Genomic DNA, 23590 nt, shown 5'->3' with positions numbered 1-23590 from the left:
CGTGCCCTCTCCACGCCACACACCAGTCACCTTAGGTGCCGTGCCTGCACAAACCCGTCAACGGCGTCAGAGTTTCGCCGGATCGGCGACACGCGCTCTGATCGGCCTTTCCTCCCCAGAGCTCTCTCGAGGTGTCACCATCCACAGATCGCTCCTCCCCCTCCGATCGTTGCCCGAGCGCCCGTGAGGATGACGGCATGACTCCCCCATGCTTCGAGATCGAGCCGACACCGGTCGGAGACATCCTTCTCCTGCACAGCGATTCCGGCCTCCTCGCCCTCGACGTGCTGCACGATCCGCTGGGCGCCGTGCTCGAGGGCTGGAGCCGGCGCCTCGGGGGTCGCACCCGAGCCCGCCGAGGCCCCGTCCGCCGCCACCGAACAGCTGTCCGAGTACTTCGAGGGGCTTCGCCGCTCATTCGATCTCCGCCTGGACTGGTCGCTCGTGACCGGCTTCACCCGCGCGGCGCTGCAGGCGGTGCGGACGATCCCGTACGGGCAGACGGCGAGCTACGCCGAGGTCGCGGCGCTCGCCGGGAGCCCCGGCGCGCACCGCGCCGTCGGCTCGGCGTGCGCGAAGACGCCGTTCTCGATCGTCGTGCCCGCGCACCGCGTCGTGCGCGCCGACGGCTCGATCGGCGAGTACGGCGGCCACCCCGAGGTGAAGCGATACCTCCTCGACCTCGAGGCGGGGGCGCAGCCCGGCGTGTAGGCCGCCGGGCGCCTCCGCCCCGAGACGGCGGCGGTGATATCCTCATCGCTACCAAAAGCGGCGAAGACGCCGCCACCGCCGGGAAGCAGGTCGTGCATCGTGGTCAGCGTCGGAACGCAGAGCACCTCGCAGCTCGTCTCACGCGCTGTGAGCGATCTGGCACGCCGGACCCGGTTCCCGATCGCCTTCGGCGGTCTGGCCGAAGCGGGCGAGATCCACGTGTCCTCGATCGTCGGCGCACGCAGCCACAGCATCGAAGGGCTCGTCGTGCGCGCCGAACGCGGACTCGGCGGGCGGGCGTTCGTCGAGGGCCGCCCGCGCCTCGCCCTGGACTACCGCACGGCCCGCGGCATCACCCACGACTACGACCGGGCGATCCTCGGCGAAGGGATCGCGACGCTGTTCGCGGTGCCGGTGGTCGCGGGCGGCCGCACACGGGGTGTGCTGTACTGCGGGTCGTGGTCCCAGGCCGGGCTCGACGCATCCGTCGCCCAGCCGGCGCTGCGGGTGGCCGAGGAGCTCGCGACGGAGCTCCGCATCCGCGACGAGGTCGATCGGCGCGTCGCGATGGCGACCCCGCGCACCGAGCAGGGGCTGCCCGCAGCGACCCGGGAGGAGCTCCGCGAGAGCTATGCGAGCCTGCGGTCGATCGCGGCGGATGTCGCGGACCCGGCGCTGCGCGCCCGCATCGCCGCGGTCGAGGAGCGCATCGCGTCGCTGACCGCAGAGCCTGCCGAGCGCGCGGCCACAGCCGACGTGAGGCTCTCGCCCCGCGAGCTCGACGTGCTCTCGCACGCGGCGATGGGCGCCACGAACGCGGAGATCTCCGAGGCGCTGGGACTGCGCGAGACGACGGTCAAGTCCTACCTGGCGACGGCCATGGCGAAGTTCGACGCGTCCACGCGTCACGCCGCCGTCACCGCCGCCCGCCGCGCCGGTCTCCTCCCCTGACCCCCGCCCCCTCCACCGCCGCTTTACCGCGAGACCAGTCCCGCGCGCCGAGACCGGCGATGAACCCACCGGTCTCGGCGGCCCGGACTGGTCTCGCGGTCAGGGCCGACGTATGCCGGACGGGTCATACAGGGGTGCGTAGCCTGAAGGCAGCGATGGGCAGACGCCTCTGGCAAAAGCGGCCGAAAGGCCCCACGGAAGCGGGTGCATCATCTCCTCCACGACCATCGAGTCACGACTCGGACCCGTTCGCCAGACCTACGCCGGCACAGCCGAGTTCCCGCCGATCGCGCGGGCGTACACGGATGTCGCGCAGGTCGTCCGCGAAAGCGGACTCCTCCGCAGAACGCCCTGGTTCTACGCACTCGTCGGCGGCGCGATCACCCTCGGCTTCGGCGGCGCGATCACCGGATTCATCCTGTTGGGCGACAGCTGGTTCCAGCTGCTCATCGCCGGAGCCCTCGGCATCCTGTTCACGCAGGTCGCCTTCCTCTCGCACGAGGCGGCGCACAAGCAGATCCTCTCCTCCGGCCCGGCGAACGACCGTCTCGCCCGGCTGCTCGGCAACGGCGTGGTCGGCATGAGCTACTCCTGGTGGACGAACAAGCACACGCGCCACCACGCCAACCCCAACCGCGTCGACAAGGACCCCGACATCGAGGTCGACACGATCTCGGTTCCTCGATGTCGACGCGGCCCAGGCACGCGGCATCCGGCGCTGGATCACGCGCCGCCAGGGATGGCTGTTCTTCCCCCTCCTCACCCTCGAGGGGCTGAACCTGCACGCTCTCGCGTTCCGTCACCTGTTCTCCCGCGGGCCGGTCAAAGGCCGATGGACCGAGCTGGGACTGCTCGCCGTGCGCTTCAGCATCTTCGTGGTGCCGGTCTTCGTCTTCCTGCCGCTCGGCATGGCGTTCGCGTTCCTCGGCGTACAGCTCGCGGTCTTCGGCGTGTACATGGGCGCCTCCTTCGCCCCAAACCACAAGGGGATGCCGATCATCGCCCCGGATGCGAAGCTCGATTTCTTCTCGAAGCAGGTCCGGACCTCGCGCAATGTCGGCGGCGGCTGGTGGGCCACCTGGCTCATGGGCGGTCTGAACTACCAGATCGAGCACCACCTGTTCCCGAACATGCCTCGCCCGCACCTCGCGCAGGCGCGCGAGATCGTGCGCGAGCAGTGCCAGACCCTGGACGTCCCCTACACGGAGACGACGATCCTGCGCTCCTACGGCATCGTGATCGACTACCTCAACCGTGTGGGTCTCGCCGCTCGCGACCCGTTCGACTGCCCCATGGTCTCGACCTACCGCCGCGTCTGACCCACGCCGCAGCGGTCACCGGCCCCTTCGCCCCGACGGGTGAAGGGGCCGGTCTCGTCCCCGGGGCGCGGCGAAGCCCACCCGGCGTCCAGCGTTCCGACAGCTTCCTCCCACCGCATCGATAGGACGCGCCCGTCACGATGAGGCGGTGTCTCGCCGTCCCGTCTCCCGCCGTGTCTTCATCCGGCGCCGTATCGTCGTGGGCGTCCTCGCCGTGGTCGTGGCGGCGGTCGTCGTCGCCGGCATCGGAGTCGTCGTCACGCTGTCGAACCTCAACGGCATCCATCGCTCCGACATCGCGATGCCCGCGGCGAGCCCCGGCGTCCCCCAGGACACGGGAGAGGTGAACATCCTGGTGATGGGGCTCGACAGCCGGGTGGACGAGAACGGCGACCCCTACCCGCAGGACATCTACGATGCGATCCACGCCGAGGACTCCTCGGTCGGCGGCTACAACACCAACGTGCTGATCTACATCCACATCCCCGCGGGCGGCGGGAAGGCCGTCGGCATCTCGATTCCGCGCGACGACTACGTCGACTACGCCAACTCGCCCGACGGCGTGTCCAAGGGGAAGATCAAAGAGGACTACGGACGCACGTTCCAGGCGTCCTACGACACCCTGACGGCCCAGGGCACGGACGAGAAGACCGCGTACCAGCAGGCGCGCGACGACGCCCGCGAGGCCGAGATCCAGACCGTCTCGCAGTTCCTGGGCGGGGTGCGCATCGACCACTTCGTCGAGGTGACGATGGCCGCGTTCTACCGCGTCGCGCAAGCCGTGCAGCCGATCACGGTGTGCCTGAACCACGCGACCGCCGACACGTACTCGGGTGCGGACTTCGCCGCCGGCGTGCAGCAGATCGACGCCTCGCAGGCCATGGCCTTCGTGCGGCAGCGACGTGACACGCAGTACGACGACGTGTCGCTCACCGACCTCGACCGCACACGTCGCCAGCAGGCGTTCATGGTGTCGCTCGCGCTCAAGCTGAAGGATGCGCAGACCTTCACGAACTTCGGCACGCTGCAGACGCTGGTCGACACGGCCAAGCAGTACGTCGCGCTGGACCAGGGCTTCGACCTGCTGAGCCTCGCCAGCGATGCGCAGCGCCTCGCCGGCGGCGACATCACGTTCCAGACCCTGCCGGTCGAGAGCTTCGGCACCGTCGACGGCGAGAGCGTCAACATCGTGGACACCGACAAGATCCAGCAGATCGTGCACGACCTGCTGAGCCCGCCGGCCTCGACGGCGGCGCCGACCACGACACCCACGGATGCCGGCTCCCCCGCCCCGACGGAGGCGTCGACGCCGAGCACCGCGCCGACGCAGCAGAGCTACAGCGACTCCGAGCAGCCGATGGCCTCCGGCTCGCTGCCCTGCGTCAACTGACGGATGCCCGTCGGTCACTCGCAGGCGATGCCGTCGCCGTCGCGGTCGAGACCGTAGACGTCACGTCCGACGACGCGTGCCGTGCCGGAGAAGTACGCCGGCCCGTTGCCGCTGCCGCCCGCGCAGTCGACGTCGCTCGCGATGGGGACGCAACCGTCCGCGTAGTTCGGGTCGCACCCGGATCCGGCCTGAGCCACGTCCGGCTCGGGCTCCGGCGGCGGGGCGACGTAGGTGCCCACGGCCGTGACCTCGGTGACCGGGGCGGTCGTCACCTCGTCCTTCACCAGCGTCCGGGATGTCTCCACGCCGTCGACGCGGGTGACCTCGAACGTCTTGGAGCGCACACCGGCGACCCCGGGGGTCGTGACCGCCGACGAGCCCCTCGGACGCGAGGGGTCGTCCACCGACACGCGCTCGAACGCGACGGGCTCGGTCTGCACGATCTGCTCCACGACCCTCACCGGGGTGTGCAGCGGGCTCGGCGTGGCTGACTCCGTCGACGGCGATGACCGGATCGCGACGACAGGAGCGCCGGCGGTGCTGCCGCATCCTGCGAGCATGAACACGAGTGCGACCCCCAGTGTCGCGGCATAGCGCCTCATCGACGTCCCCTGTCGACTCACCGCGCCCCACGCGCGGTCCCGACGCTCACTCTGTCGGACGAACGCCCCGGGCGCAAGATCCCGTTCCATGCGCGTCGGCCGCGGTGGCGCGCGGCGGACGCGCGGACTCAGACCGCAGGGCTCCGCTGAGGACTCGCCGCATCCCCCTGGCGCGCGCGACCGGCGGCAGCGGCCCGCCCGCGACGTGTCCGTACGAGCAGGGCCGCGCCGACACCGGATGCCGCGAGCGCCGCCCACGCGAGGAGCACGGGCGGCTCCGCACCTGTGGCGGGAAGGATGTCGGCGCCGTCACCGCCGTCACACGGATCGACGGCGGGCGGGGCATCCCGCGTGATCTCCACCGTGATCGTGATCGCGCTCGAGGGCGGGTCCTCCGCGGCACGCGCGGGCGCGGGCAGCGCGGACAGGATGACGACCAGCCCGCCCAGCGCCGCCGAACGGAGGCGAGCTGCGGCTCCCGTCACGGTCGTCCGCTCCGTCCGGTCGCGTCCCGCCGGCCCTCGTCGCGGGCGGCCTGAAGCAGAGCGGCGAGCCGACGGCGTCCGAGGATGCGGCTCCCCACGATCGCGGCGACGAGGAGAAGCACGCCGATGACCACGAGCAGCTGGGGCCACGGGAGCGCCCAGACCCACACGTCGCGGACGCTCGACGGCGCGGTCACGACCGTGCCGTCGAGCGCGACGACCTCGGGATCGACGGTGACGGTGGCGGGCAGGAGCACGCCCGGCCAGACCCCTCGCACGACCGCGGTGATCTCGCGGGAGTCGCCCGGGAGGAACTCGTGGCGATGGTCGGGGGCCGCGACGAACCCGCCGGAGGATCCCCCGACCATCGCGCCGCCGGCGGCCACGAAGCGCATGTTCCCGGTGTTGGTCACCGCGATGCGCAGGCGGACCGTGCCCGGTGCGAACGGATTCCACGACGTCTCGTACACGGCGTCGACACCGTCGATGCGCGCCGAGGGAGAGAGATCGCCGCCCACCCGGATGGTGACCCGGAAGCCGACCCTGCTCTCGACGCCGAGGCCGGTGCCGCCGGTAGCCGGGGTCGAGAGCACGGATGCGGAGATCCCCGCCGCGTGATCTCCCGGTTGCGCGAGCTCCGGCACGGTGACCGTGAAGGGGACGACGACGGTCTCCCCCGCAGGCACGGTCACGGAAGGGGGAAGACTGATCCACGTGCCCGCGTCGACGGACTCCTGCTCGGACGAGAGCGTGTTGAACCGCCCCGTGTCGGTGAGGTAGCCGTCGGCGGCGCGGAGCGCGAAGGTCACCGCGACACTGCTGAGGTTGCGGACAGCCAGGTGGTCCTCCCGGGTCTGCCCCGGCTCGGCGTCGAGCGAGACGGCGCGGCGCCCGTCGGGTCCGGTGGCGTTCGCCGGCGTCACACCCCACGTCATCGTGTACGGCGCGGGTGTGGCGGCGGCCCCGCGCACCGCCGTCGCGTCGCCCAGCGGCGAGGCGACGGCGGTGGGACCGGCGGGCGCGAGCGCGAGGATCGCGGAGATCAGCAGCGCGACCGCCGGGCGGATCAGAGGTCGTTCTCCCACAGCGACAGCGTGAGGGTCGAGCTGTAGCTGCCCGGCGCCTGCGCCCAGGTGGTCTTGAGGTTCAGCGCGGCCTGCGCGGACCAGGCGGTCTGGTTCTCGTTCACGGCAGCCGAGTCCTCGGTGACGGTGAACAGCAGCTCCTTGTCGACGAGACCGACATCCGGGGTGCCGTCCAGCGCGGTTCCGACCTCCGGTCCCTCGGCGACGAAGCCGTCCACATCGGTCACGACGAGCTGCGGCGTCCATCCGAGATTGGCCGCGGGGATCGTGTGGGTGCCGTCGGAGAAATCGGAGGCCTGCCCGAGCACGTACCAGTAGCGGTTCGCACCGACCTGGCTTGCCGACCGTGTGTCGTTGACGGTCACTTCCGGCAGCTGCCCGGTGAACTGGCGGTAGGCGGTCGTGGACCCGTTCTCCGTGAGCCCGGCCGTCGTCCCCGCCACGCTCAGGGTGAGCGCCCCGGCCTCGTCCGCGATGTCCACGGTGACGTCGATGTCCTCGTCGCCGTGGGAATCCTCGGCGGCGAACGCCGCGCCCGCGACGCCCGCGAGCAGGAGCCCGCCGAGAGCGGCGACCGATGCGCGGACCGCGATCTCTGACTTCTTCATTCTTCGTGCCTTTCTTTCTCCGGGGCCGAACGACCGCCGGTGCAGGGACGACCGGACGGTCCGGCCGTGTCGTGCGGGAGGGGAATCAGCAGCTGCGCGCATCGATCGGCGCGGTGGAGGCGACCGTGACCGGTTGCCCGTCGATCTGGGCGGTCGTGACCACCGGCATCTCTCCCGCGGGGATCGACCGCAGGCGGGTCGTGAAGGCGGCCGAGGTCGTCTTGCCCGGGTCGACGGTCACGGACCGGGCTCCGTAGGGAGTCGTCAGCGACACCGTGACCGGCGCCGTGTCGCGGTTGTGCACCTGCGCCGTGACGGTGACCTTGCCGGCCATGCAGCGCGGAGAGGTCGTGGCTTCGACATCCAGTGTCGGCACCGCCGGCACCTTCCACATGGTCGGGGTCAATGGGGTCACCGTGATGCTCTCGAGCGTGGCGCTTCCGCCCGTCGCCCATGCGGTGATGGCGTCCGCTCCCCCGTTCGGGAAGACCTGGTCCGTGATCGTCAGCCGTCCGTCCTCGGTGAACAGCTCGACCGATGCGCGGTCGAGATAGAGCTCGAGAGCGATCGTGCCGTCGGGCCGCAGCGTCGTCGGCGCCTCGTCGATCGATGCGAAAGCCGGGTGGAAGCCCACGTCGCCCGAGGCACGCCGGTCGATGAAGACGCGCTCCGTGTCGGCGTCGTAGCCGATGCGCGTCCCCGAGGTGGCGTCGCCGAAGACGGTGATGCCCGCCTGGCTCGCGGTGCCGGGGCGGAGGACCGCCTCGATCTTCACGACATCCCCGGCCAGCCCGAGGTCCACGTCGCCGTCGAGGGCGACCGCCGCGCGGGTCTCCGCCGCGGCATGCTCGAGCTGAGCGTCCAGCTGAGGCACCACGCGCTGGCGCAGGCGAGGCCCGTCAGCCGTGCTGACGAGGGTCACCTCGCGCGGCAGCGACATGGAGCTGCGCCAGGTCGAGGTCGGGATGTCGTTCGCGTAGTCCCAGTTGTTCATCCAGCCCTGCATGACTCGAGAGCCCGATGGCGTTCCGAAGTACGAGACGGCGGCGTAGTAGTCGCGTCCCCAGTCGAGCCAGTCGTACCCCTCCAGCGCCGTGCGCACGGGAGTGTCGGAGAACGTGATCTGGTCGGCGAGGATGTGTCCCCACCCGCCGCGGTTGTTGTCGGCGATGCGGATGCGGGCCTGCCGCCCCTCGAACTCCGTGACGTTCCAGGATGCCCAGTCCAGGTGTTCGCTGTCCGAGCCGGTGGCGGAGCGGACCACCTCGTCGTCGACGATCAGGCTCACGCTCGTCTCCGTGGATCGGGGCCGGGCGGCCTCATCGCCCAGGACGATGTGGTCGACCGCGAGCGCACCCCAGCCGCCGGTGGCCTGGTCGACGACACGGAACCGCGCCTGGCGTCCCTCGATGTCCGAGACGTCCCAGCTGACCCAGTCCATCGCGCCCTCGTCCTTGCCGGTCTGCGTGCGCACCGGCTGTCCGTCGACCAGCAGCTCGGCCTGCAGGGTGCCGTCCGTGCGCGCACCGCCCGAGATGAGGAACGAGAGGTGGTCGCCGTCGATCGTGAACTCCGGCGAGGTCAGGGCGCCGACGTTCTCGTCGCCGCGCGGGCCGCCGGCGAAGGTGTTGAGGAGGCGGTCGCCGAGCATGAAGTCGCCGCCGTCCGTGGACGGGTTGCGCCATGGCTCCGTGGCGAAGTCGCCCGTGAGCTGCCAGCCGGCGTCCACGAGGGTCCCCGGCGCCTCGAAGTCGAAGAGCGTGCGCCCGGAGGGCGGCGTGTTGCCGAGCTGTGTCCCCGCGACGTAGGGGTGGTCGCCGCCGCCGACGAGCAGGTTGATGTAGTCGTCCTCGATCGTGAACGAGGGCGACTCGAGGGTCCCGATGGGCCAGTCGTGGTCGAGGAACCCGTTCACGAGCCCGGCGCCGAGGAAGCCGGTGACCTCGCTCTGCCCGTCCAGGGCGCCCGACGCGGGTGCGCTCCCCCACGGTCCGTTCGCCACGTTTCCCGGCTCGTTCGCGACCGTCCACCCCTCGTAGGTCCCGGCGTCGAAGCCCGCGAAGACGGTTCCGGCCGGCGCGTCGGTCGCGGCATCCGTGGTCTCGGAGGTGAAGGTGACGCCGTCGAAGTCGCCGACGAAGTACTGTCCGCCGCTTCCGCCGTTGACCCCGCCCGGGTTGAGGTTGACGACCATGACCCACTTGGTGTTCGCGGGATCGCCGTCGACGGGGAGCTCGAACAGGTCGGGGCACTCCCAGACGCCGCCGGTGGAGTTGGCGGGCCCGAAGTCGGACAGGTGCGTCCAGCTCTTCAGATCGGTGCTCTTGTACAGGATGACCTTGTGCTGGACCGCCTCGACCGTGGTCATGACCCAGTAGGCGCCGGCCGGGCCGTCGTACCGGAACACCTTCGGGTCACGGAAGTTGTCGGAGCCGCGATCGAGCACGGGGTTGCCGGTGTACTTGGTCCAGGTCTGCCCGTCGTCGAGGCTGTAGGCGAGCGACTACGCTTGGATGCCGGGCAGCTGCGGATGCTGCGGGGTGTAGGCGGACGTGTAGATCGCCACGAGCGGGCGGGACCCGGCGGGGCCGAATCCTGCTGAGCTGGTCTCGTCGACGACGATCGAGCCGGAGAAGATGTCCTCTATCGACTGGCCGTCGCCGTTGAACGTCTGAGGGATGGCCAGCGGCTGTTCCTGCCAGTGCAGCAGGTCCGTCGAGGTCGCGTGGCCCCAGCTCATGTTGCCCCAGCGCGTGCCCTCCGGGTTGTGCTGGTAGAAGAGGTGGTACGTGTCGTCGACGAGGACCATCCCGTTCGGGTCGTTCATCCAGTTCTTCTCGGGCGTGTAGTGCGTCAGCGGCCGATACCGCTGGTCGCCCGGCGGCGTCTCGTCGGCGATCGCCGCGACCGACCCGCCGAGCACGAGGGCGGCGCAGAGCGCCCCGCCGATCACTGCGCGCGCGACGCCTGGTCGCCTCCGGACGGCTTCGGGTGCCATTCGTTCTCTCCTCACTGCCGGCCCTGCGTCTTCGTGGGACTCGGCATCTCTCTGACATCGGTGTCAATCGGGCCTGCGGACGCGACGCCCACCCTCTCGCCGTTCCGCACACGGCACCGATCACGATGACGGCTGGTGCGCCCTCATCGATCTCGCACTCCGCTCACGACGCGACGGCGGTCGCCTGCCGTTCCGCGCGCTTCATGAGCTCCGCCGGCTCGACGTCGAGCCAGCGGCACAGCGCGACGACGTCGACGACGGTGAGCGGCGTCTCGCCGCTCAGTCGCCGGGCCATCGTCGCCGTGGTGATCTCGAGCACCTCGGCCGCTTCGCCGATGGCGCGCTTCCGGCGAATCAGCTCGGACCGGAGCTCCGCAGCGAGGAACTGCGACGCAACGTTCTCCGCAGAACCCCCCTCTGCATGAACATCCATGCGCCATATCCTGCATGACCACTCACGCACCGTCAACCTTTCCCTGCACATTGACCAATATTCATGCAGTGGGGCAGACTCGGTTCCGTGGACAGCGACTTCGCACAGCGCCTCTCGGATGCCCTCGTCTCCGAGATCAAGGCCGAGATGGGCAGGCGGGACCTCTCCTCGCGGGGGCTGGGACGGCTCATCGGCAAGTCCTCGCAGTACATGTCCGATCGCCTCGACGGCGGGAACTCCAAGACGGGCAGACGGGTCGTTCTGAACGTCAACGACCTGTACGCCATCGCGAACGCCCTCGGGCTCGAGGCGTCCGACCTCCTCACCCGCGCCGACGTGCTCGCCCAGCAGCGCGGCGAGGTGCTCCCGGGCCGCTTCGGTGTCGCACCCACCGCTCACAATGAGTCCAAGGTCGCGAAGGAGAAGTCCCGCGACCGCGGCGGCGATGACGGGAAGGGCTGATGGACGACGGCATCTGGACGACCCTCGACGCCCTCGGGGTCACCGTCGAGTACGTGGACCTCCCCCGCGACCGTGACGGCGAGTACGTCCACTCCCTCGGGCTCATCCGGCTGCAACGGGGGATGGCGACGCGCCTGCACCGATCCGTCCTCGCGCACGAGTGCGCCCACGCCGTGTTCGCCGATGTGCCCTCCCCCTCTGCTCAGGTCAACCGCAAGCAGGAGCGCCGTGCCGACGAGTGGGCGGCGCAGCGACTCATCGACATCCGCGAGTACGAGCGCGCCGAGGCACTGCACCAGGGGAACATCGAAGCCCTCGCCGTCGAGCTCGGCGTCACGGTCGATCTCATCCGCGCGTTCCGGAGCGCGCTGAGCCGCGCCCACACCGCCGCCGTGCGTCGCACCGTCGCGCAGGGCAGCTACGAGAAGGTGCGCTGACCTCGACGCCCGGTCCCGGACCTTCGCCCGAGCGAGCCGCTCACCGATCGCCCTGCGTTCACAGGACCAGCAGCGAGCTCGATGCCGTCGCGACGAGCCTTCCCTCGGCGTCCTGCACGGTACCGTCGGCGAAGACGACGCGACGCCCCGGCTTCGTGACGACGCCGACGGCGGTCAGCTCCGCGCCGGCGACGATCGGGCGCAGATACTTCACGCTGAGCTCGATCGAGGTGTACCCCCGGCCCGCGTCGAGTGTCGTGTGCGCCGCACACCCGACCACCGTGTCGAGAAGCGTGCACGCGAGCCCGCCGTGTACGGCGCCGATCGGGTTGTAGTGCTCCCGGCCGGGCGTGCAGCGGAAGACGACGCGGCCGGGCTCGACCTCGGTCACGGTGAAGTTCATCGTCACCGCGATCGGGGGCGGCGGGATGCGACCGTCGCGGAGCGCCTGCATCGCTTCCAGACCGCTCAGGCTTCGGATCCGCTCGAACGTCTCCAGCGGGTCCGACCAGGTGAGCATCCGTGAGCTCTCAGCCATCTCCGTCCCCCTCCCGCAACCGTGCGGCATCGCGCCGCAACCTCTCGACCACCGTGTCGAAGACCGTGAACGACCCCTGAGCACGCGACATCACGACGGCGCCCTCGATGGCCGCCAGCACCTGGGTCGCGAAGGACGTCGCCGTCTCCGCCGCCACGCCCGCCCGCCTGAACAGCCCGCTCAGGGCCGCGATCCACCGCGCGAACGCGGCGCCCGCCTCGTCGCGCAGCGCCCCCGGCCCGGCCGAGGTCGTCACGGCGACCAGGGAGCAGCCGACGGCGAAGCCGGTGCTCTCGAGCCCCGCGCGCCACCACCCGGCGAAGCGCGTGACGACCTCCTCGGGATCGAGACCCGCAAGATGGTCGAGGCCTCCGATGACGCGGCGGGCCTGATGCGCGAGCGCCGCGGAGACGAGCTCGTCCTTGCCCCCGGGGAAGTGGTGGTAGATCGACCCTCGTGGCGCACCGGACTCCTCCAGCACGGCGCTGAAGGATGTCGCCTGGTAGCCGTCGCGCGCGAGCAGGAGCGCCGCGGCGTCGGTCATGCGTTCGCGGACCTCGGTCATGCGCCCGCCGAGAGCCGGGTGATCTCGGCGCGTGCGGCGTCGACGAGCTCGGCGTTCGTGTGGGCTCGGCCCCACAGCCCCCAGCCGCCCTCCGGCGCCTCGGTGAGCAGCACCCAGGTACGTTCGGCCAGCGACGGGTCACCCGCGGCCTCCGCCACGAGTGCCGTCAGCCGCGCCACCACCGCCTGCTGCTTGTCACGGTCGAGGGCGCCGGAGTTCGTCAGGACCTGCACGCGCACGTAGTCGGAGTCGCCGTCGACATTGGAGATCGCGCCGACGGGAAGCTCGTGGACGAAGGCCGCGGTGTTCTTGCGGAACATCGGGATGTCGGGCACCCCCTCGACATCCTTGACCGCGGCCGCGGCGGCCTTGGCGACGGCGTGGGGGTCGGCGAACGTGCCGGCCGCGGCGTAGAGATCGATCATCGGCATGAGCGGGGCCCTCTCCATCGGTATGACAGTCATCATACTATGATGATCGTCATACCGCCGAGCCGGCCTCTTCCCCTTCGGCTTCGAGCCGCGCACGCAGCTCCCGCCGCAGGATCTTGCCGGCCGAGGAGGTCGGGATCGACTCGCAGAAGATCACGCGGCGGATCCGCTTGTAGGGGCTCACACGCTCAGCCACGTACGCCATGACCCGGTCGGCGTCGACGTCCGACGTCGCGGTCCGCACGACGAAGGCCACCGGAAGCTCGCCCGCCTCGGCATCCGCCGCCCCGACGACGGCCGCAGCGGCGATGCCGGGATGATCGATGAGCACGGCCTCCAGCTCGGCGGGCGGCACCTGGTAGCCCTTGTACTTGATGAGCTCCTTCAGCCGGTCGACGATGTAGACGTTCCCGTCCGCGTCGACCGTCACCAGGTCTCCCGTGTGCAGGAAACCGTCGTCGTCGATCGTCGCCCGCGTCGCTTCGGGGTCGTTCACGTACTCGCGCATGACGTTCGGTCCCGCCACCAGCAGCTCGCCGACCTCGCTCATGCCGCCCTGCGGCCGCTCGATCGATCGTCCGTCGATGCCGATGACGCGATTGCGGGTCCCCCCGACGGGCTTGCCGACGCTCGCATGCGGCACCGCCTCACCGTCCCCCACGAAGTGGGACACGGGGCTCATCTCGCTCATGCCGTATCCCTGTCGCACGGTGACCCCGAGCCGGCGCTCCACCCGCGCGCTGAGCGCCGCGTCGAGCGGGGCCGCACCGGAGAAGACGACTCGAAGGCTCGAGAGGTCGGCCTCATCCACGCTCGGGTGGTTCGCCAGCGCGAGCGCGATCGGCGGCGCGACGAACACGAAGGTCGCGCGGTGACGCTCGACGAGCGAGAGGAACTGCGAGAGGTCGAACCTCGGCATCGTCACGAGTGTCGCTCGGCGGCGCAGCGCCAGGTTGACCAGGACGGTCAGGCCGTAGATGTGGAAGAAGGGGAGCACCGCGATGATCACGTCGTCGGGGCCGATGCCCATGCGCTCTTCGATCTGCGCGACGTTCGCGACAAGGTTGCGGTGCGTGAGCCGGACGCCCTTGGGGTGTCCGGTCGTGCCCGAGCTGAAGGGCAGCACAGCGTCGGCCGTCGGAGCATGCCACTCGGAGGGCTGCGCCTGCGGGGCGTGGGCGAGCCTTCCGACGTCGAGGACGCGGTCCGCGGCGATCCCCGCTTCTTCCGCCGGCGCGGTCGCCGCGACGAGCAGCTCCGGATGTGTCAGCAGGAACCCCGCCCGGGCCGCCCGGAGCTGACGGCGGATGTCCTCCGCGGTGGCGAGCACGGGCACCGTCGTCGAGGTCGCCCCGACGGCGCCGATCGCGTGGAACGCGATGACGAAGGCGCTCGAGTTCGGCGCATGCAGCGCGACCACGTCGCCGGCGCGCACGCCCCGCTCTCGCAGCTCGTGCGCCGCCGCGTGCACGCGCGCGAGGAGTCCACCGTAGTCGAGCGTCTCACCGCTGTCGGCATCGACGATCGCGGTACGCGTGAGATCCTCGGGCGTGAGGTCCGCGAAGATGAACTCCTGCAGCGACGCATCCGGGATGACGGGCTCGGGGAAGGGGCTGTCGATGGTCATGGCGACGTCCTTGTCTATATGGGGGTGGGGACATTCTGTCCTTCTAGGAAGGCACGGAGAAGAGGAGACCGATCACGGCGATCCGTTCTGCGGCGACGGAGTGGCGCCTTCCGGCGCCGTCCATGCTCCGCCCGCGTCCGGCAGGATCGTCGCCGCCGCTCCGACCAGCGGGCCTTCGCCGCCGAGCGCGGCGCGGACGACACGTGTCCCGGCCGCGAACGAAGGCACCGCGTAGGCCCGCGCAGCGGTCTGGACGCGCTCGACGTAGTCCGGACTGACACCGGCGAACCCGCCGCCCACGACGACGAGGTCCAGGTCGAGCAGGGCGGCGACGCTCGCGATGCCCGCGCCGACGGCGTCCGCCGACCGCTCGACAGCGGCGATGGCACGCGGATCCCCCGCCGCCCATGCCGCAGCCAGGTCCTCGCCGGTCGCGCCCTGCCAGCCGAGCGACCGCGCGTAGGCGACCGTGGCGGGCCCCGAGGCGAGCCCCTCGACGGTCGCCGCGGCGGCCGTCGGACGGCCGCGATCGACGATGATCTGGCCGACGTGACCGGCGTTCCCGGTACGGCCGGCCAGCACGCGCCCATCGACCACCAGACCGCCGCCCACCCCGGTCGAGACGACCATCACCAGCGCGTGACGCACGCCGCGCGCCGCGCCGAACAGATGCTCGGCGCGGGCGATCGCCGCGCCGTCGAGCTGCAGCTCGACCCTGCCGACGCCCGTGATCCGACGAACGTGGTCGACGATCGCGTACCCCTGCGCGGCCGGCAGGTTCAGCGGTGAGACACGTCCCTCGGCCGCGTCGATCGGGCCGGCGGACGCGATGCCCACGCCCGCGAGGGCCTCGATGTCGGCGAGTGCCGCGGTGGCTGCGACGACGTGCTCGACGGCGGCCCCGAGAGCGTCCGGAGTGCGGGCGGCATGGGCTCCGGTGTCGGCACGGCGCCGCGTGCCCGGGACGATGCGGCCGTCGAGCCCGACGAGCGCCGACTCGACCTTCGTGCCGCCGACGTCCACGGCGAGGACGTACGTCATGCCCGGCCTCCGTGCACGCGGGCGGGCGCGAGACAGGCTCGCACGAGGCCCGACAGCGCGACCGCTCGCACGTCGGCTCCCCCGGGGGTCGTCATCCGGGTCGGGATGTAGCCGAAGCCGATGTCGTGGAGCGGATCCGCGAAGGCCAGCGCACCGCCCGCGCCGTCGTGCCCGAAGGCGCGGAAACTCGCGAAAGGCAACTGCGCGTGCGGCTTCATGAAGACGATCCCGAACGACATCGGGGCGTCGAGGACGATGTCGTGACCGCTCACCTGCACCTGCGACATCGCGGCGAAGGTATCGGGGCTCGCGATCGGCGCCCCGATGTGGCCGAGGGCGGCCGCGTAGAGACGCGCCAGACCGTGCGCGGAGCCCACGCCTCCCGCGGCCGCCGTGCCCCTGGTCCGCACGGCGGGCGAGAAGGGCCCGAACTCGGCGAGGGTCGCATCCGGGGCACGCAGCAGGCGTCCGAACGCCGCTGCGGCCAGGTCGTCCTCGACGGCGGGAGCCGGCTCGGCGGGACCGAGCGGCGGCCGCGGGTCCCGGTATCGGTGGGACTGCTCGGCGGGAAGGCCCAGGAAGACGTCGATCTCGCGCGACGCGCGGATGTGCTCCTCGTACAGCTCCTGGAGCTCGACGCCGGTCACGCGGCGCACCAGCTCTTCCATGAGGATGCCGATCGTGATGCCGTGGTAGCCGAAGGCCGTCCCGGGTCGCCACAACGGCAGCTGCGCCGCAAGCCGCGCGGCACCCTCACGCGAGTCGAGGGCGTCTCCTGGCCGCACTCCGTCGTCGACGGCGGCGAGACCCGCCTGGTGCGAGAGCAGTTCACGCACCGTGACCGACGCTTTTCCCTGCGCGGCGAACTCGGCCCAGTAGGACGCGACCGGGCGGTCGAGCTCCAGCGCGCCGCCGTCGATCAGCAGGGCGACCACGGTCGCCGCGACGCCCTTGCTCACCGAGTAGAACCCGGTGAGTCCCGCCAGAGCCGCCCCCGGCCCCCAGGCCAGGTCGACGACCACGCGGTCGCCGCGGTAGACGCACAGCTGGCCGCCGAAGTCGGCATCCGCGTCGGTCAGGCGGACGACCTCGTCGCGGACGGGCTCGAACCCCGTCGCCACCCGACCGAGCACCGTGCTCATGGCACCCTCCTCGGCCGGGGTCGCCGGCAGGGCCCGCCAGCCGCCCTCGATCGTCGGCAGCTCCAGGACGCTCCACGCACCCGCCCGCGAGAGCACCCGTCGGCGCCCCGTCTCGCCGAGCGACGGATGGAACGGGTGTCCCGTGCCACTGATCTGCAGGCGGATGCGGTGGCCCGCGCGGAAGGTGAAGGCGGCGGGCGAGAGCTCGGCGCGAACGCTCTCGGCACCGGGTGGGGTGCGCACGAAACCGTCGGCGATGTTGCGCGAGACACCGACGGCGTCGACGTCGCAGAGCCGCACGAACCAGTCCTGCTGCCGGTCGGAGGCCGGGGTGACGAGCTCGACCGAGGCGCGTCCCGCGATCGTCAGCGGGGAGCGGAGCGCGTGCGTCGAGAACACCGGCACGTCGGCGCGCCTCTCGCGGGCCGTCTGCCGCCGGCGCCCCGCGAACCGCGGGTTGAGCCCGCGCCCGCCGGCGGGCGGTGGCGGATCGCCGGGATCGACGATCCACGAGAGGTCGAGCGACGACCGCGGGTCCAGACGCAGCGCGGCGCCGCCATCGAGGACGAGTCGTCGGGTCACCGCTGCGGGTGGCCAGGCGCCCAGCTCGACCCATCGCCGGAGTCCCCCGTCCCAGACGACCGCGCCGCCGCGGGGCGCCTCATCCTGCAGCCGGAGGCTCTCGCGGACGAGGTGGCTCGCGATCGGGGGCGATCCATGGGTCCAGGGCCCCACGATCAGGCGGGTGAGCCGCCCCGCCTCGACCATCGCCTCGTGATCCGCGAGCTGGCCGACCACGAACGGGTCGTACCACCCGGCCACGAGGACGGAGGGCGGCATGATCTCGCGGATCTGCGACCGACGGGTCGGCTCCCACCACGGGTCATCGGCCCGATCATGGCTCACCCAGTCCTGGTACGGCGGGTAGGTCTCGCCGAGGAGCACGCGGTCGGCGTCCTTCTCCGGCGCGGCGAGCGCGGCGGGCATGCGCCGTGTGAGCGCCCGCATCGCGCGACGCTGCGCCCGCCGCGGCAGCTCTTGCGTCGTCAGACCGGCGATCCAGACGAGCGCGGTCTCCGGCGCGAACACACCGTCCGGATACACGGCACTCGCCCGCATGTCGGTCGCGGTGACCGCGACCGACACCGACGAGATCCGTGACGCGTCCGCGGCCACCGCCGTGTAGGCCGTGTGCCCGAAGTAGCTGGCCCCGAGAAGCGAGACCGGACGGTCGCCCCACGGCTGCGCCGCGAGCCATGCGAGCGTGTCCTCGGCATCCGCCGACTCCGTGCGGAAGGGGTCGAAGACACCGGCGGACCCGAACGTCCCCCGGCAGCTCTGGACGACGACGGGGTGGCCGCGCTCGGCGACGAGACGGGCGACGAGGTCCATGCCCTCACGGCCGTACGGCGTGCGGATCAGCACGACGGATGCCGACGCTCGGAGGGGGCGAGGCAGCCAGAGGTCGGCGCGGAGCGCACCGCCGTCGCGCAGAGGCGTCGCGAGATCGCGGCGCACGTCGACGGACGCCACGCGCTCGGGCAGGCGGGCAAGCAACCCCATGATGCGGGTCTGGATCGTCACCGTTTCTCCTCACTGCCTGCGGTCGCGACATCCGCCGCGACGGGTCATCCTTTGACGGCTCCTGCGGCGAAGGCGTCGATGAGCCGTCGCCGCAGGACTGCATACATGATGAACACCGGAATGACACTGATCACGACACCGGCCGCGAGTCGCCCGAGATCGACGTCGGCGCCCTGGAAAGCCCCCTCGCTGCGCAGCAGCGGAAGCGCGACCTGAACGGTGTACGACGCGTTCGTCGTGATGACCTGGGCGAAGATGTACTCGTTCCAGGCGGAGAGGAAGCACAGGATCGCGACGGTCGTGAGGCCGGACAGCACGATGGGCATGAGCACGTGCCGCATGCGACTGAGGGCGTTGGCCCCGTCGAGCTCGGCCGACTCCTCGATCTCCTTCGGGATGGCCCGGAAGAAGGGGATGAGCAGCAGCACCGCGAGCGGCACGTTCATGGCCGCGTAGAACAGGACCAGGAAGAACAGCGGGAGCTGGATGAGCCCCGTGCGCACCGCCAGCAGGTAGGTCGGCACGAGCACGGCGAACTGCGGGATGAGGAACGCCAGCCCGAACGCGATCTGCGCTCCCGTGGCGAAACGGGAGGAGCGGCGGGCGATGCCGTGAGCGGCGGGCGCCGCCAGCAGCACCGTGAGCACGACGGAGCCGAGCGCGACGGCGAGCGAGTTGCCGGATGCGGCGATCAGCCCGACCGCTCCGTTCGCGTCCGCGAACCTGTCGAACGAGAGTCCGCCGGGCAGGCCCAGCGGGTCGAGCGCGATCTGCGTGTTGTCCTTGAACGCGCTCACGACGAGGTAGTACAGCGGGATCAGGATGAGCGCGGCGTAGACGAGCACCGGGACGTAGGCGAGGGTCCAGCCGAGGGCGCGGCGGGGGCGAAGCGCGTACATGGTCACTCCTTGGTGCGGAAGGCGAAGCGGATGACGCCCATGCCGATGAGGCCGACGACCAGGCCCACGACGCCGATCGCCTGGCTGTAGCCGATCCGACCGGAGACGAATGCCTGGTCGTAGAGGTAGAAGGCGAGGGTCATCGTGGTGGATCCGGGGCCGCCGTTGGTGAGGAGCAGGACCGTTCCCGCCGAGCCGAGCAGGAGCCAGAGGAACTGGAGCATGGTCATGAGGCCGATGAAGTCCTTCGACATCGGCAGCGCGATCGAGCCGATCTCCCGCCAGATGCCGGCGCCGTCCAGACGCGCGGCCTCGTACACCTCCTCCGGGACACGACCGAGCGCGGCGGAGAAGATGACCGCGGTCGCACCGATGCCCGCCCACGCCTCCGTCGCGATGATGGCCCAGAGCACGGTGGCGGGGTCGGCCAGCCAGATGTGCTGGAGATCCCCGAGTCCCACGGCGGAGAGGATGCTGTTGATCGCACCGCGGGGCTGATAGAGCCCCGTGAACATCATGGCCCGTGCGGATGCGGACACGATCCACGGCGTGAAGAAGACGATCGAGAGCACCGCGTGTCCGGGCGGGCGTCGGCTGAGGAAGAACCCCAGCAGGAATCCGAGCGGGATGATCAGGAGCAACCCGATGCCGACGTAGAGGATCGTGTTCACGATCGCCACCCGGAGGATCTGGTCCTCGAACAGATAGGCGTAGTTGGCGAAGCCGCTCGGGGTGGGCGCAGCGACCAGGCTGTTCCACGTGAAGAAGCTGAGCACGATCATGGCGATCAGCGGCACCACCATGAACAGCCCGTACCAGAGGAGGGCCGGCGAGACCTCGAGGGCCTGTCCCGCCCCGCGGCGACGCGCCGAGACGCGCCGCCGCGGGGCGGAGCCGATCACTGCGCTTGCCACGCCTGCTCCAGGCTCTGGGTCACCTGCTGTGCGGTCGAGCCGGCGACGAACGCCTGCGTCGATGCCCGGAAGAACGCCGAGGTGACGGTCGGGGACAGGATGTTGTAGGTCGGCTGGTAGACGGTCGTCTCGGACGGCAGCTCCTTCTGAGAGGCGACGTTCAGCGGTGGCAGCGCTGATTCGTCCAGCGTCAGATAGCCGTCACGAGCGGGCGAGATGTATCCCAGATCGACGAACGCGGCGAGGTTCGCGGGCTGATAGAGGAACGAGACGAACTTGCCGACCTCATCGATCTTCTTCTGGCCGTTCGGACTGATCCACACCCCGGTGGACTGGCCGGCGAAGCTCACCGGCTTGGCCACCGGACTGCCCTGCGGCAACGGGAACCCGCCCAGCTGCACCGGGATCTGCGGGAAGGTGGCCTGCGCATTGCCGTAGCCCCACGAGCCGTCGAACAGCATCGCGGCCTTGCCCGCCGCGAAGGCGGCGACCTGGTCCGGGTACTTGAGACCGGCCGAGTCATCGGCGAACACGCCGGCATCGCGGAGCTGCAGCACCCCGTCGATGACCTTCTGGCCGTTCGCGCCGCCCCAGTCGCCCGACGTGAACAGGGCGGTCACGTCGTCCTCACTGAGCAGCGTCAGCGCGACGAGCGTCAGGACGGCGGGGGCCGGATAGTCCGCGGCACCGACCACGAACGGCTGCACTCCGTCGGCACGGAGCGCCGTGGAGAGAGCGATGAGCTCGTCCCACGTCTTCGGCGGCGCCGAGAATCCGGCCTGCTTCAGCAGGTCCGTGTTGTACCACATCGGCCAGTTGTAGCCCTCGAGCGGGAAGGCCTGAAGCTTGCCGTCGGAGGTGGTCCACGCCTTCAGCGCACCGTCAGAGAAGACGTCCGAGAGTCCCCACTGGTCGAGGTAGCCGCTCACGTCCACCGTGGCGCCGTTCTTGAGCCAGGTCGTGGGATCGCCCACGAGGTTGGTCATGACGATGTCCTGCTCGTTTCCCGCGACGACCGATTTGCCATACGTCGTGGGCAGGTCGGTCTGCGCGACGAACTGATTGGTGACGGTGATCCCGGGATTCGCCTTCTCGAACTCGTCGGCCATCGCGTTGAGCCACTTTCCGGCGGGGCTGTCGGCCGAGTAGAGGCTCAGCGTCGTGATCTCGTTGGCGCCGCCGGAGGCGCCGGAGCTGCCGCCGGTGGAACAGGCGGCGGTGGCCAGCGCCAACGCCGCGACGGAGACGAAGGAAAGGACGCCACGTCGGATACGACGACGGGACGTGGTCGGGTGGAGGGTCATTGCGGCGTGCCTTTCTCATCATTGAGTCGTGCTGTTCTGGAGGGGGGTTGCGGAGGGCCGGCCGGCGTCGTGGGACCGCCGAGGGGGACGACGACTGCGCCCAAGGGCGGCAGCGACACGTCCTTCTTCGCGAGCGGCGTCGCGACGGTGACGTCTCTCGGCTCGTCGGCCTGGCTGACGACGACCGCGAACTCGGCGCCGTCGGGATGACGCAGGATGTCACCGTAGACGTCGTCCGCGGAGACGGTCACCAGGTCGCGGGAGCCGGCGAGCTCGCCCAGAGCACGGTAGAGGCGCACGAGGGCGCTGCGGTCGAGGAAGGGGACCCGGGCGGCGAACAGCTCCAGCGGATAGGTGCAGAGCAGCATCCGTCCCGTTCCGGCCGCCTTCGCCACGATGGCGGGCCGGCCGTGTCCGTCGCGGGCGATGACGGCGTCGTCGTCCGCGAGCACGGGCAGCATCACGCGCACGATCTCGGAACCGCCCACGGGGAAGACGAGATCCTCTCCCGCGGCGATGTCGCCGAAGGCGCGTTCGAACCGGAAGGTCAAGGTGTCGCCCTCGACGGGTCGGGTGAGGCCGTACCGGGCCTCGTGACGGATACCGAAGCTCGCGTCGACATCGGGCCACCACCATCCGCGCTGGTTCAACGACTCGCCCGAGCAGAAGCTGACCCAGACGGTGGATCCTTGCGCGGCGGCCGCCTGGAGACCGCGGGCGCCGGGAGCGGTGATCGCCTTGGCGGCGGGCGCGAGCAGGAGGGGAAGCGGCGGGACGTCGCCGGTCTCGCGGACGACGGCGGGCTGAAGGTCGGCGAGCCGTCCGGCGATGTAGCCCTCGAGCAGTGCGTCGCGGATGCCTGCGGCCTCCGTGGGATCCCAGAAGGGGAAATCTCCGTCGAGGAACGCGCTCACGAGAAGACCGGTGTGCGAGGGGGCGCGCTGCGCGCGCGGCAGGTCATGCTCTCGCACGGTCGCCGCGAAGGCGCCGAGCTCCCCCAGCGCGGGCTTGGGCGTGCCCTCGGCGGTGGTGAGCCCGAAGTGCATCTCGTAGGGGTGGTGGGAATAGGGCTCCTCATCGGGCATGTCGAAGTCCGTGTTGTTCCAGCCGAGCCAGCCGGTCACGCCCGCGGCGAGCGTCGAGTGCAGGACCTGGCGGTAGTAGTCGGCGGCGTTGTGGTCGGAGGCGAACTCGCTCGTGACGCCGAACTCCTCCATCACGACGGGACGCCCGAAAGGCGCACACAACTCGGAGTTGAACGCGGGGATGAGGTGCTGACGGACCGGATCGTCGCTCATGTGGTACGAGTGGGGGCCGATCCAGTCGGTCAGCGGGGCGGTCCAGCTGAGCCGGAACCCGTTGTCCTGCCCCATGACCTCACTGCCCCAGGCACCATCGCCGAGCGACACCGGCTGCGTCCCGCCCGCGGCCCGGACGGCAGCCACCATGAGCTCTCCCCAGGTGCGGACCGCATCCTTGTCGGTGTGCTCGGCGGGGCCCATGAGGCCGCCGCCGCCGCCATACAGAGGCATCTCGTTGGACACGAGCCAGGCGGAGACGGCCGGGTGCGTCGCGAAGCGGCGCACCATCTCGCCGATGAACCAGGCCTGGCGCCCGACCATCCAGACGTCGCTGTACAGGTCTCGTCCCTGACGCCAGACCGGATCCCAGTTCTGGCCCGACATGTGCCCCACGATGAACGTGGGAATGGTCCGGAGCCCGGCCTCGACGTGCAGATCGAGGAAGCGCAGGAACGCGACGCACTTCTCCTCGTCGATGCGGTACGGCTCGGGATGGAAGTCGGGCCAGAAGAAGAAGGACCGGGTGACGGTCAGGGAGTGCGCGGCCAGCAGCGCGAGCTCTTCCGCGACCACGGACTCGTCGAAGCGGCGCCACATGTGGGGACCACCTGCGCGGGACCAGAAGTTGACGCCGATCCAGGTGTCGTCCAGCGCCCTCATGGGGCGTTCGAATTCGGTCGCGGCCACTCTGCGGCACTCCGTTCCACGTCGCTGTCGGATACACGACGACACTAGGGCAGAAATAGCTCACGTGCAATATTTT

General features: G+C 70.7%; 22 protein-coding genes and 2 pseudogenes. 6 read left to right on the top strand and 18 right to left on the bottom strand.

The genetic code is table 11. The features are described from left to right. Window positions 1–134: 134 nt before the first annotated feature. Complete coding sequence (locus QE381_RS16700) at window positions 135–377, bottom strand: hypothetical protein (RefSeq protein WP_307219981.1); 243 nt, start codon at window positions 375–377, stop codon at window positions 135–137. 67 nt (window positions 378–444) lie between these two features. On the opposite strand from QE381_RS16700, the gene QE381_RS16695 reads away from it, so the two are divergent. The 4 genes and pseudogenes from QE381_RS16695 to QE381_RS16680 all read left to right on the top strand — a co-directional run bounded on the left by QE381_RS16695 (window position 445) and on the right by QE381_RS16680 (window position 4371). After that, complete coding sequence (locus tag QE381_RS16695; protein WP_307219979.1) at window positions 445–711, top strand: methylated-DNA--[protein]-cysteine S-methyltransferase; 267 nt, start codon at window positions 445–447, stop codon at window positions 709–711. A 96-nt stretch (window positions 712–807) separates the two neighbouring features. Continuing rightward, window positions 808–1662, top strand: a complete 855-nt coding sequence (locus tag QE381_RS16690) for a LuxR C-terminal-related transcriptional regulator (RefSeq protein ID WP_373427000.1) — start codon at window positions 808–810, stop codon at window positions 1660–1662. Between the two features lie 211 nt (window positions 1663–1873). Continuing rightward, a pseudogene (locus tag QE381_RS16685) lies at window positions 1874–2981 on the top strand (fatty acid desaturase). 148 nt (window positions 2982–3129) lie between these two features. After that, window positions 3130–4371, top strand: a complete 1242-nt coding sequence (locus QE381_RS16680) for an LCP family protein (protein ID WP_307219977.1) — start codon at window positions 3130–3132, stop codon at window positions 4369–4371. Between the two features lie 14 nt (window positions 4372–4385). Here QE381_RS16680 and QE381_RS16675 read toward each other — a convergent pair whose 3' ends face one another. From QE381_RS16675 to QE381_RS16645, 7 genes and pseudogenes are all read right to left on the bottom strand, one after another. Then, window positions 4386–4973 carry a G5 domain-containing protein gene (locus QE381_RS16675; RefSeq protein ID WP_307219976.1) on the bottom strand — a complete coding sequence of 196 codons (588 nt, stop codon included), beginning with the start codon at window positions 4971–4973 and terminating at the stop codon, window positions 4386–4388. A 128-nt stretch (window positions 4974–5101) separates the two neighbouring features. Beyond that, entirely contained in the window at window positions 5102–5458 is a 357-nt protein-coding gene (locus QE381_RS16670) for an LPXTG cell wall anchor domain-containing protein (protein ID WP_307219974.1), read from the bottom strand. Then, window positions 5455–6543 carry a WxL protein peptidoglycan domain-containing protein gene (locus QE381_RS16665; RefSeq protein WP_307219973.1) on the bottom strand — a complete coding sequence of 363 codons (1089 nt, stop codon included), beginning with the start codon at window positions 6541–6543 and terminating at the stop codon, window positions 5455–5457. Before QE381_RS16665 ends, QE381_RS16670 begins: the two co-directional genes overlap by 4 nt. Further along, complete coding sequence (locus QE381_RS16660) at window positions 6525–7151, bottom strand: hypothetical protein (RefSeq protein WP_307219972.1); 627 nt, start codon at window positions 7149–7151, stop codon at window positions 6525–6527. Before QE381_RS16660 ends, QE381_RS16665 begins: the two co-directional genes overlap by 19 nt. An 85-nt stretch (window positions 7152–7236) precedes the next feature. After that, a complete protein-coding gene (locus QE381_RS16655; protein ID WP_307220579.1) occupies window positions 7237–8091 on the bottom strand; it encodes a GH32 C-terminal domain-containing protein in 855 nt (284 codons plus the stop codon). 15 nt (window positions 8092–8106) lie between these two features. Further along, a pseudogene (locus QE381_RS16650) lies at window positions 8107–9960 on the bottom strand (glycosyl hydrolase family 32); the annotation flags it as partial. Between the two features lie 352 nt (window positions 9961–10312). Beyond that, a complete protein-coding gene (locus tag QE381_RS16645) occupies window positions 10313–10582 on the bottom strand; it encodes a helix-turn-helix transcriptional regulator (protein WP_307219970.1) in 270 nt (89 codons plus the stop codon). Between the two features lie 87 nt (window positions 10583–10669). Here QE381_RS16645 and QE381_RS16640 point away from each other — a divergent pair, with 87 nt between their 5' ends. Together QE381_RS16640 and QE381_RS16635 are read left to right on the top strand one after the other, a co-directional pair. Next, window positions 10670–11044 (top strand): hypothetical protein, encoded by a 375-nt coding sequence (locus tag QE381_RS16640; RefSeq protein WP_307219969.1) that lies wholly within the window; start codon window positions 10670–10672, stop codon window positions 11042–11044. Beyond that, on the top strand, window positions 11044–11481 hold the full coding sequence (locus tag QE381_RS16635) for an ImmA/IrrE family metallo-endopeptidase (RefSeq protein WP_307219967.1): 438 nt from the start codon (window positions 11044–11046) through the stop codon (window positions 11479–11481). The genes QE381_RS16640 and QE381_RS16635 overlap by 1 nt, the downstream gene beginning before the upstream one ends. Before the next feature lie 58 nt (window positions 11482–11539). Here the strand turns inward: QE381_RS16635 and QE381_RS16630 are convergent, their stop codons facing one another. The 10 genes from QE381_RS16630 to QE381_RS16585 all read right to left on the bottom strand — a co-directional run bounded on the left by QE381_RS16630 (window position 11540) and on the right by QE381_RS16585 (window position 23514). Further along, a complete protein-coding gene (locus QE381_RS16630; protein ID WP_307219965.1) occupies window positions 11540–12019 on the bottom strand; it encodes a PaaI family thioesterase in 480 nt (159 codons plus the stop codon). Next, window positions 12012–12584 (bottom strand): TetR/AcrR family transcriptional regulator, encoded by a 573-nt coding sequence (locus QE381_RS16625; RefSeq protein ID WP_307219964.1) that lies wholly within the window; start codon window positions 12582–12584, stop codon window positions 12012–12014. Before QE381_RS16625 ends, QE381_RS16630 begins: the two co-directional genes overlap by 8 nt. Beyond that, window positions 12581–13015: a tautomerase family protein gene (locus QE381_RS16620; protein ID WP_307219962.1), complete on the bottom strand. Its 435-nt coding sequence runs from the start codon at window positions 13013–13015 to the stop codon at window positions 12581–12583. Before QE381_RS16620 ends, QE381_RS16625 begins: the two co-directional genes overlap by 4 nt. 49 nt (window positions 13016–13064) lie before the next feature. Beyond that, the gene (locus QE381_RS16615) at window positions 13065–14642 is read right to left on the bottom strand and encodes an AMP-binding protein (protein ID WP_307219961.1); all 1578 of its coding nucleotides are present in this window, start codon (window positions 14640–14642) and stop codon (window positions 13065–13067) included. Between the two features lie 72 nt (window positions 14643–14714). Beyond that, window positions 14715–15683 (bottom strand): ROK family protein, encoded by a 969-nt coding sequence (locus QE381_RS16610; protein WP_307219959.1) that lies wholly within the window; start codon window positions 15681–15683, stop codon window positions 14715–14717. Continuing rightward, a complete protein-coding gene (locus QE381_RS16605; RefSeq protein WP_307219957.1) occupies window positions 15680–18409 on the bottom strand; it encodes a CocE/NonD family hydrolase in 2730 nt (909 codons plus the stop codon). Before QE381_RS16605 ends, QE381_RS16610 begins: the two co-directional genes overlap by 4 nt. Before the next feature lie 44 nt (window positions 18410–18453). After that, complete coding sequence (locus QE381_RS16600) at window positions 18454–19308, bottom strand: carbohydrate ABC transporter permease (RefSeq protein WP_307219955.1); 855 nt, start codon at window positions 19306–19308, stop codon at window positions 18454–18456. 2 nt (window positions 19309–19310) lie between these two features. Next, the gene (locus tag QE381_RS16595; protein ID WP_307219954.1) at window positions 19311–20222 is read right to left on the bottom strand and encodes a carbohydrate ABC transporter permease; all 912 of its coding nucleotides are present in this window, start codon (window positions 20220–20222) and stop codon (window positions 19311–19313) included. Continuing rightward, complete coding sequence (locus QE381_RS16590; protein WP_307219953.1) at window positions 20207–21526, bottom strand: ABC transporter substrate-binding protein; 1320 nt, start codon at window positions 21524–21526, stop codon at window positions 20207–20209. The genes QE381_RS16595 and QE381_RS16590 overlap by 16 nt, the downstream gene beginning before the upstream one ends. After that, complete coding sequence (locus QE381_RS16585) at window positions 21523–23514, bottom strand: beta-mannosidase (RefSeq protein WP_307219952.1); 1992 nt, start codon at window positions 23512–23514, stop codon at window positions 21523–21525. Before QE381_RS16585 ends, QE381_RS16590 begins: the two co-directional genes overlap by 4 nt. Window positions 23515–23590: the final 76 nt, after the last annotated feature.

It is taken from the genome of Microbacterium sp. SORGH_AS_0888, assembly GCF_030818905.1.
In the GTDB taxonomy this organism is placed as follows: Bacteria; Actinomycetota; Actinomycetes; order Actinomycetales; family Microbacteriaceae; genus Microbacterium.
The sequence above is the reverse complement of the archived record's forward strand: the minus strand, read 5'-3'. Positions and strand labels throughout refer to the sequence as shown.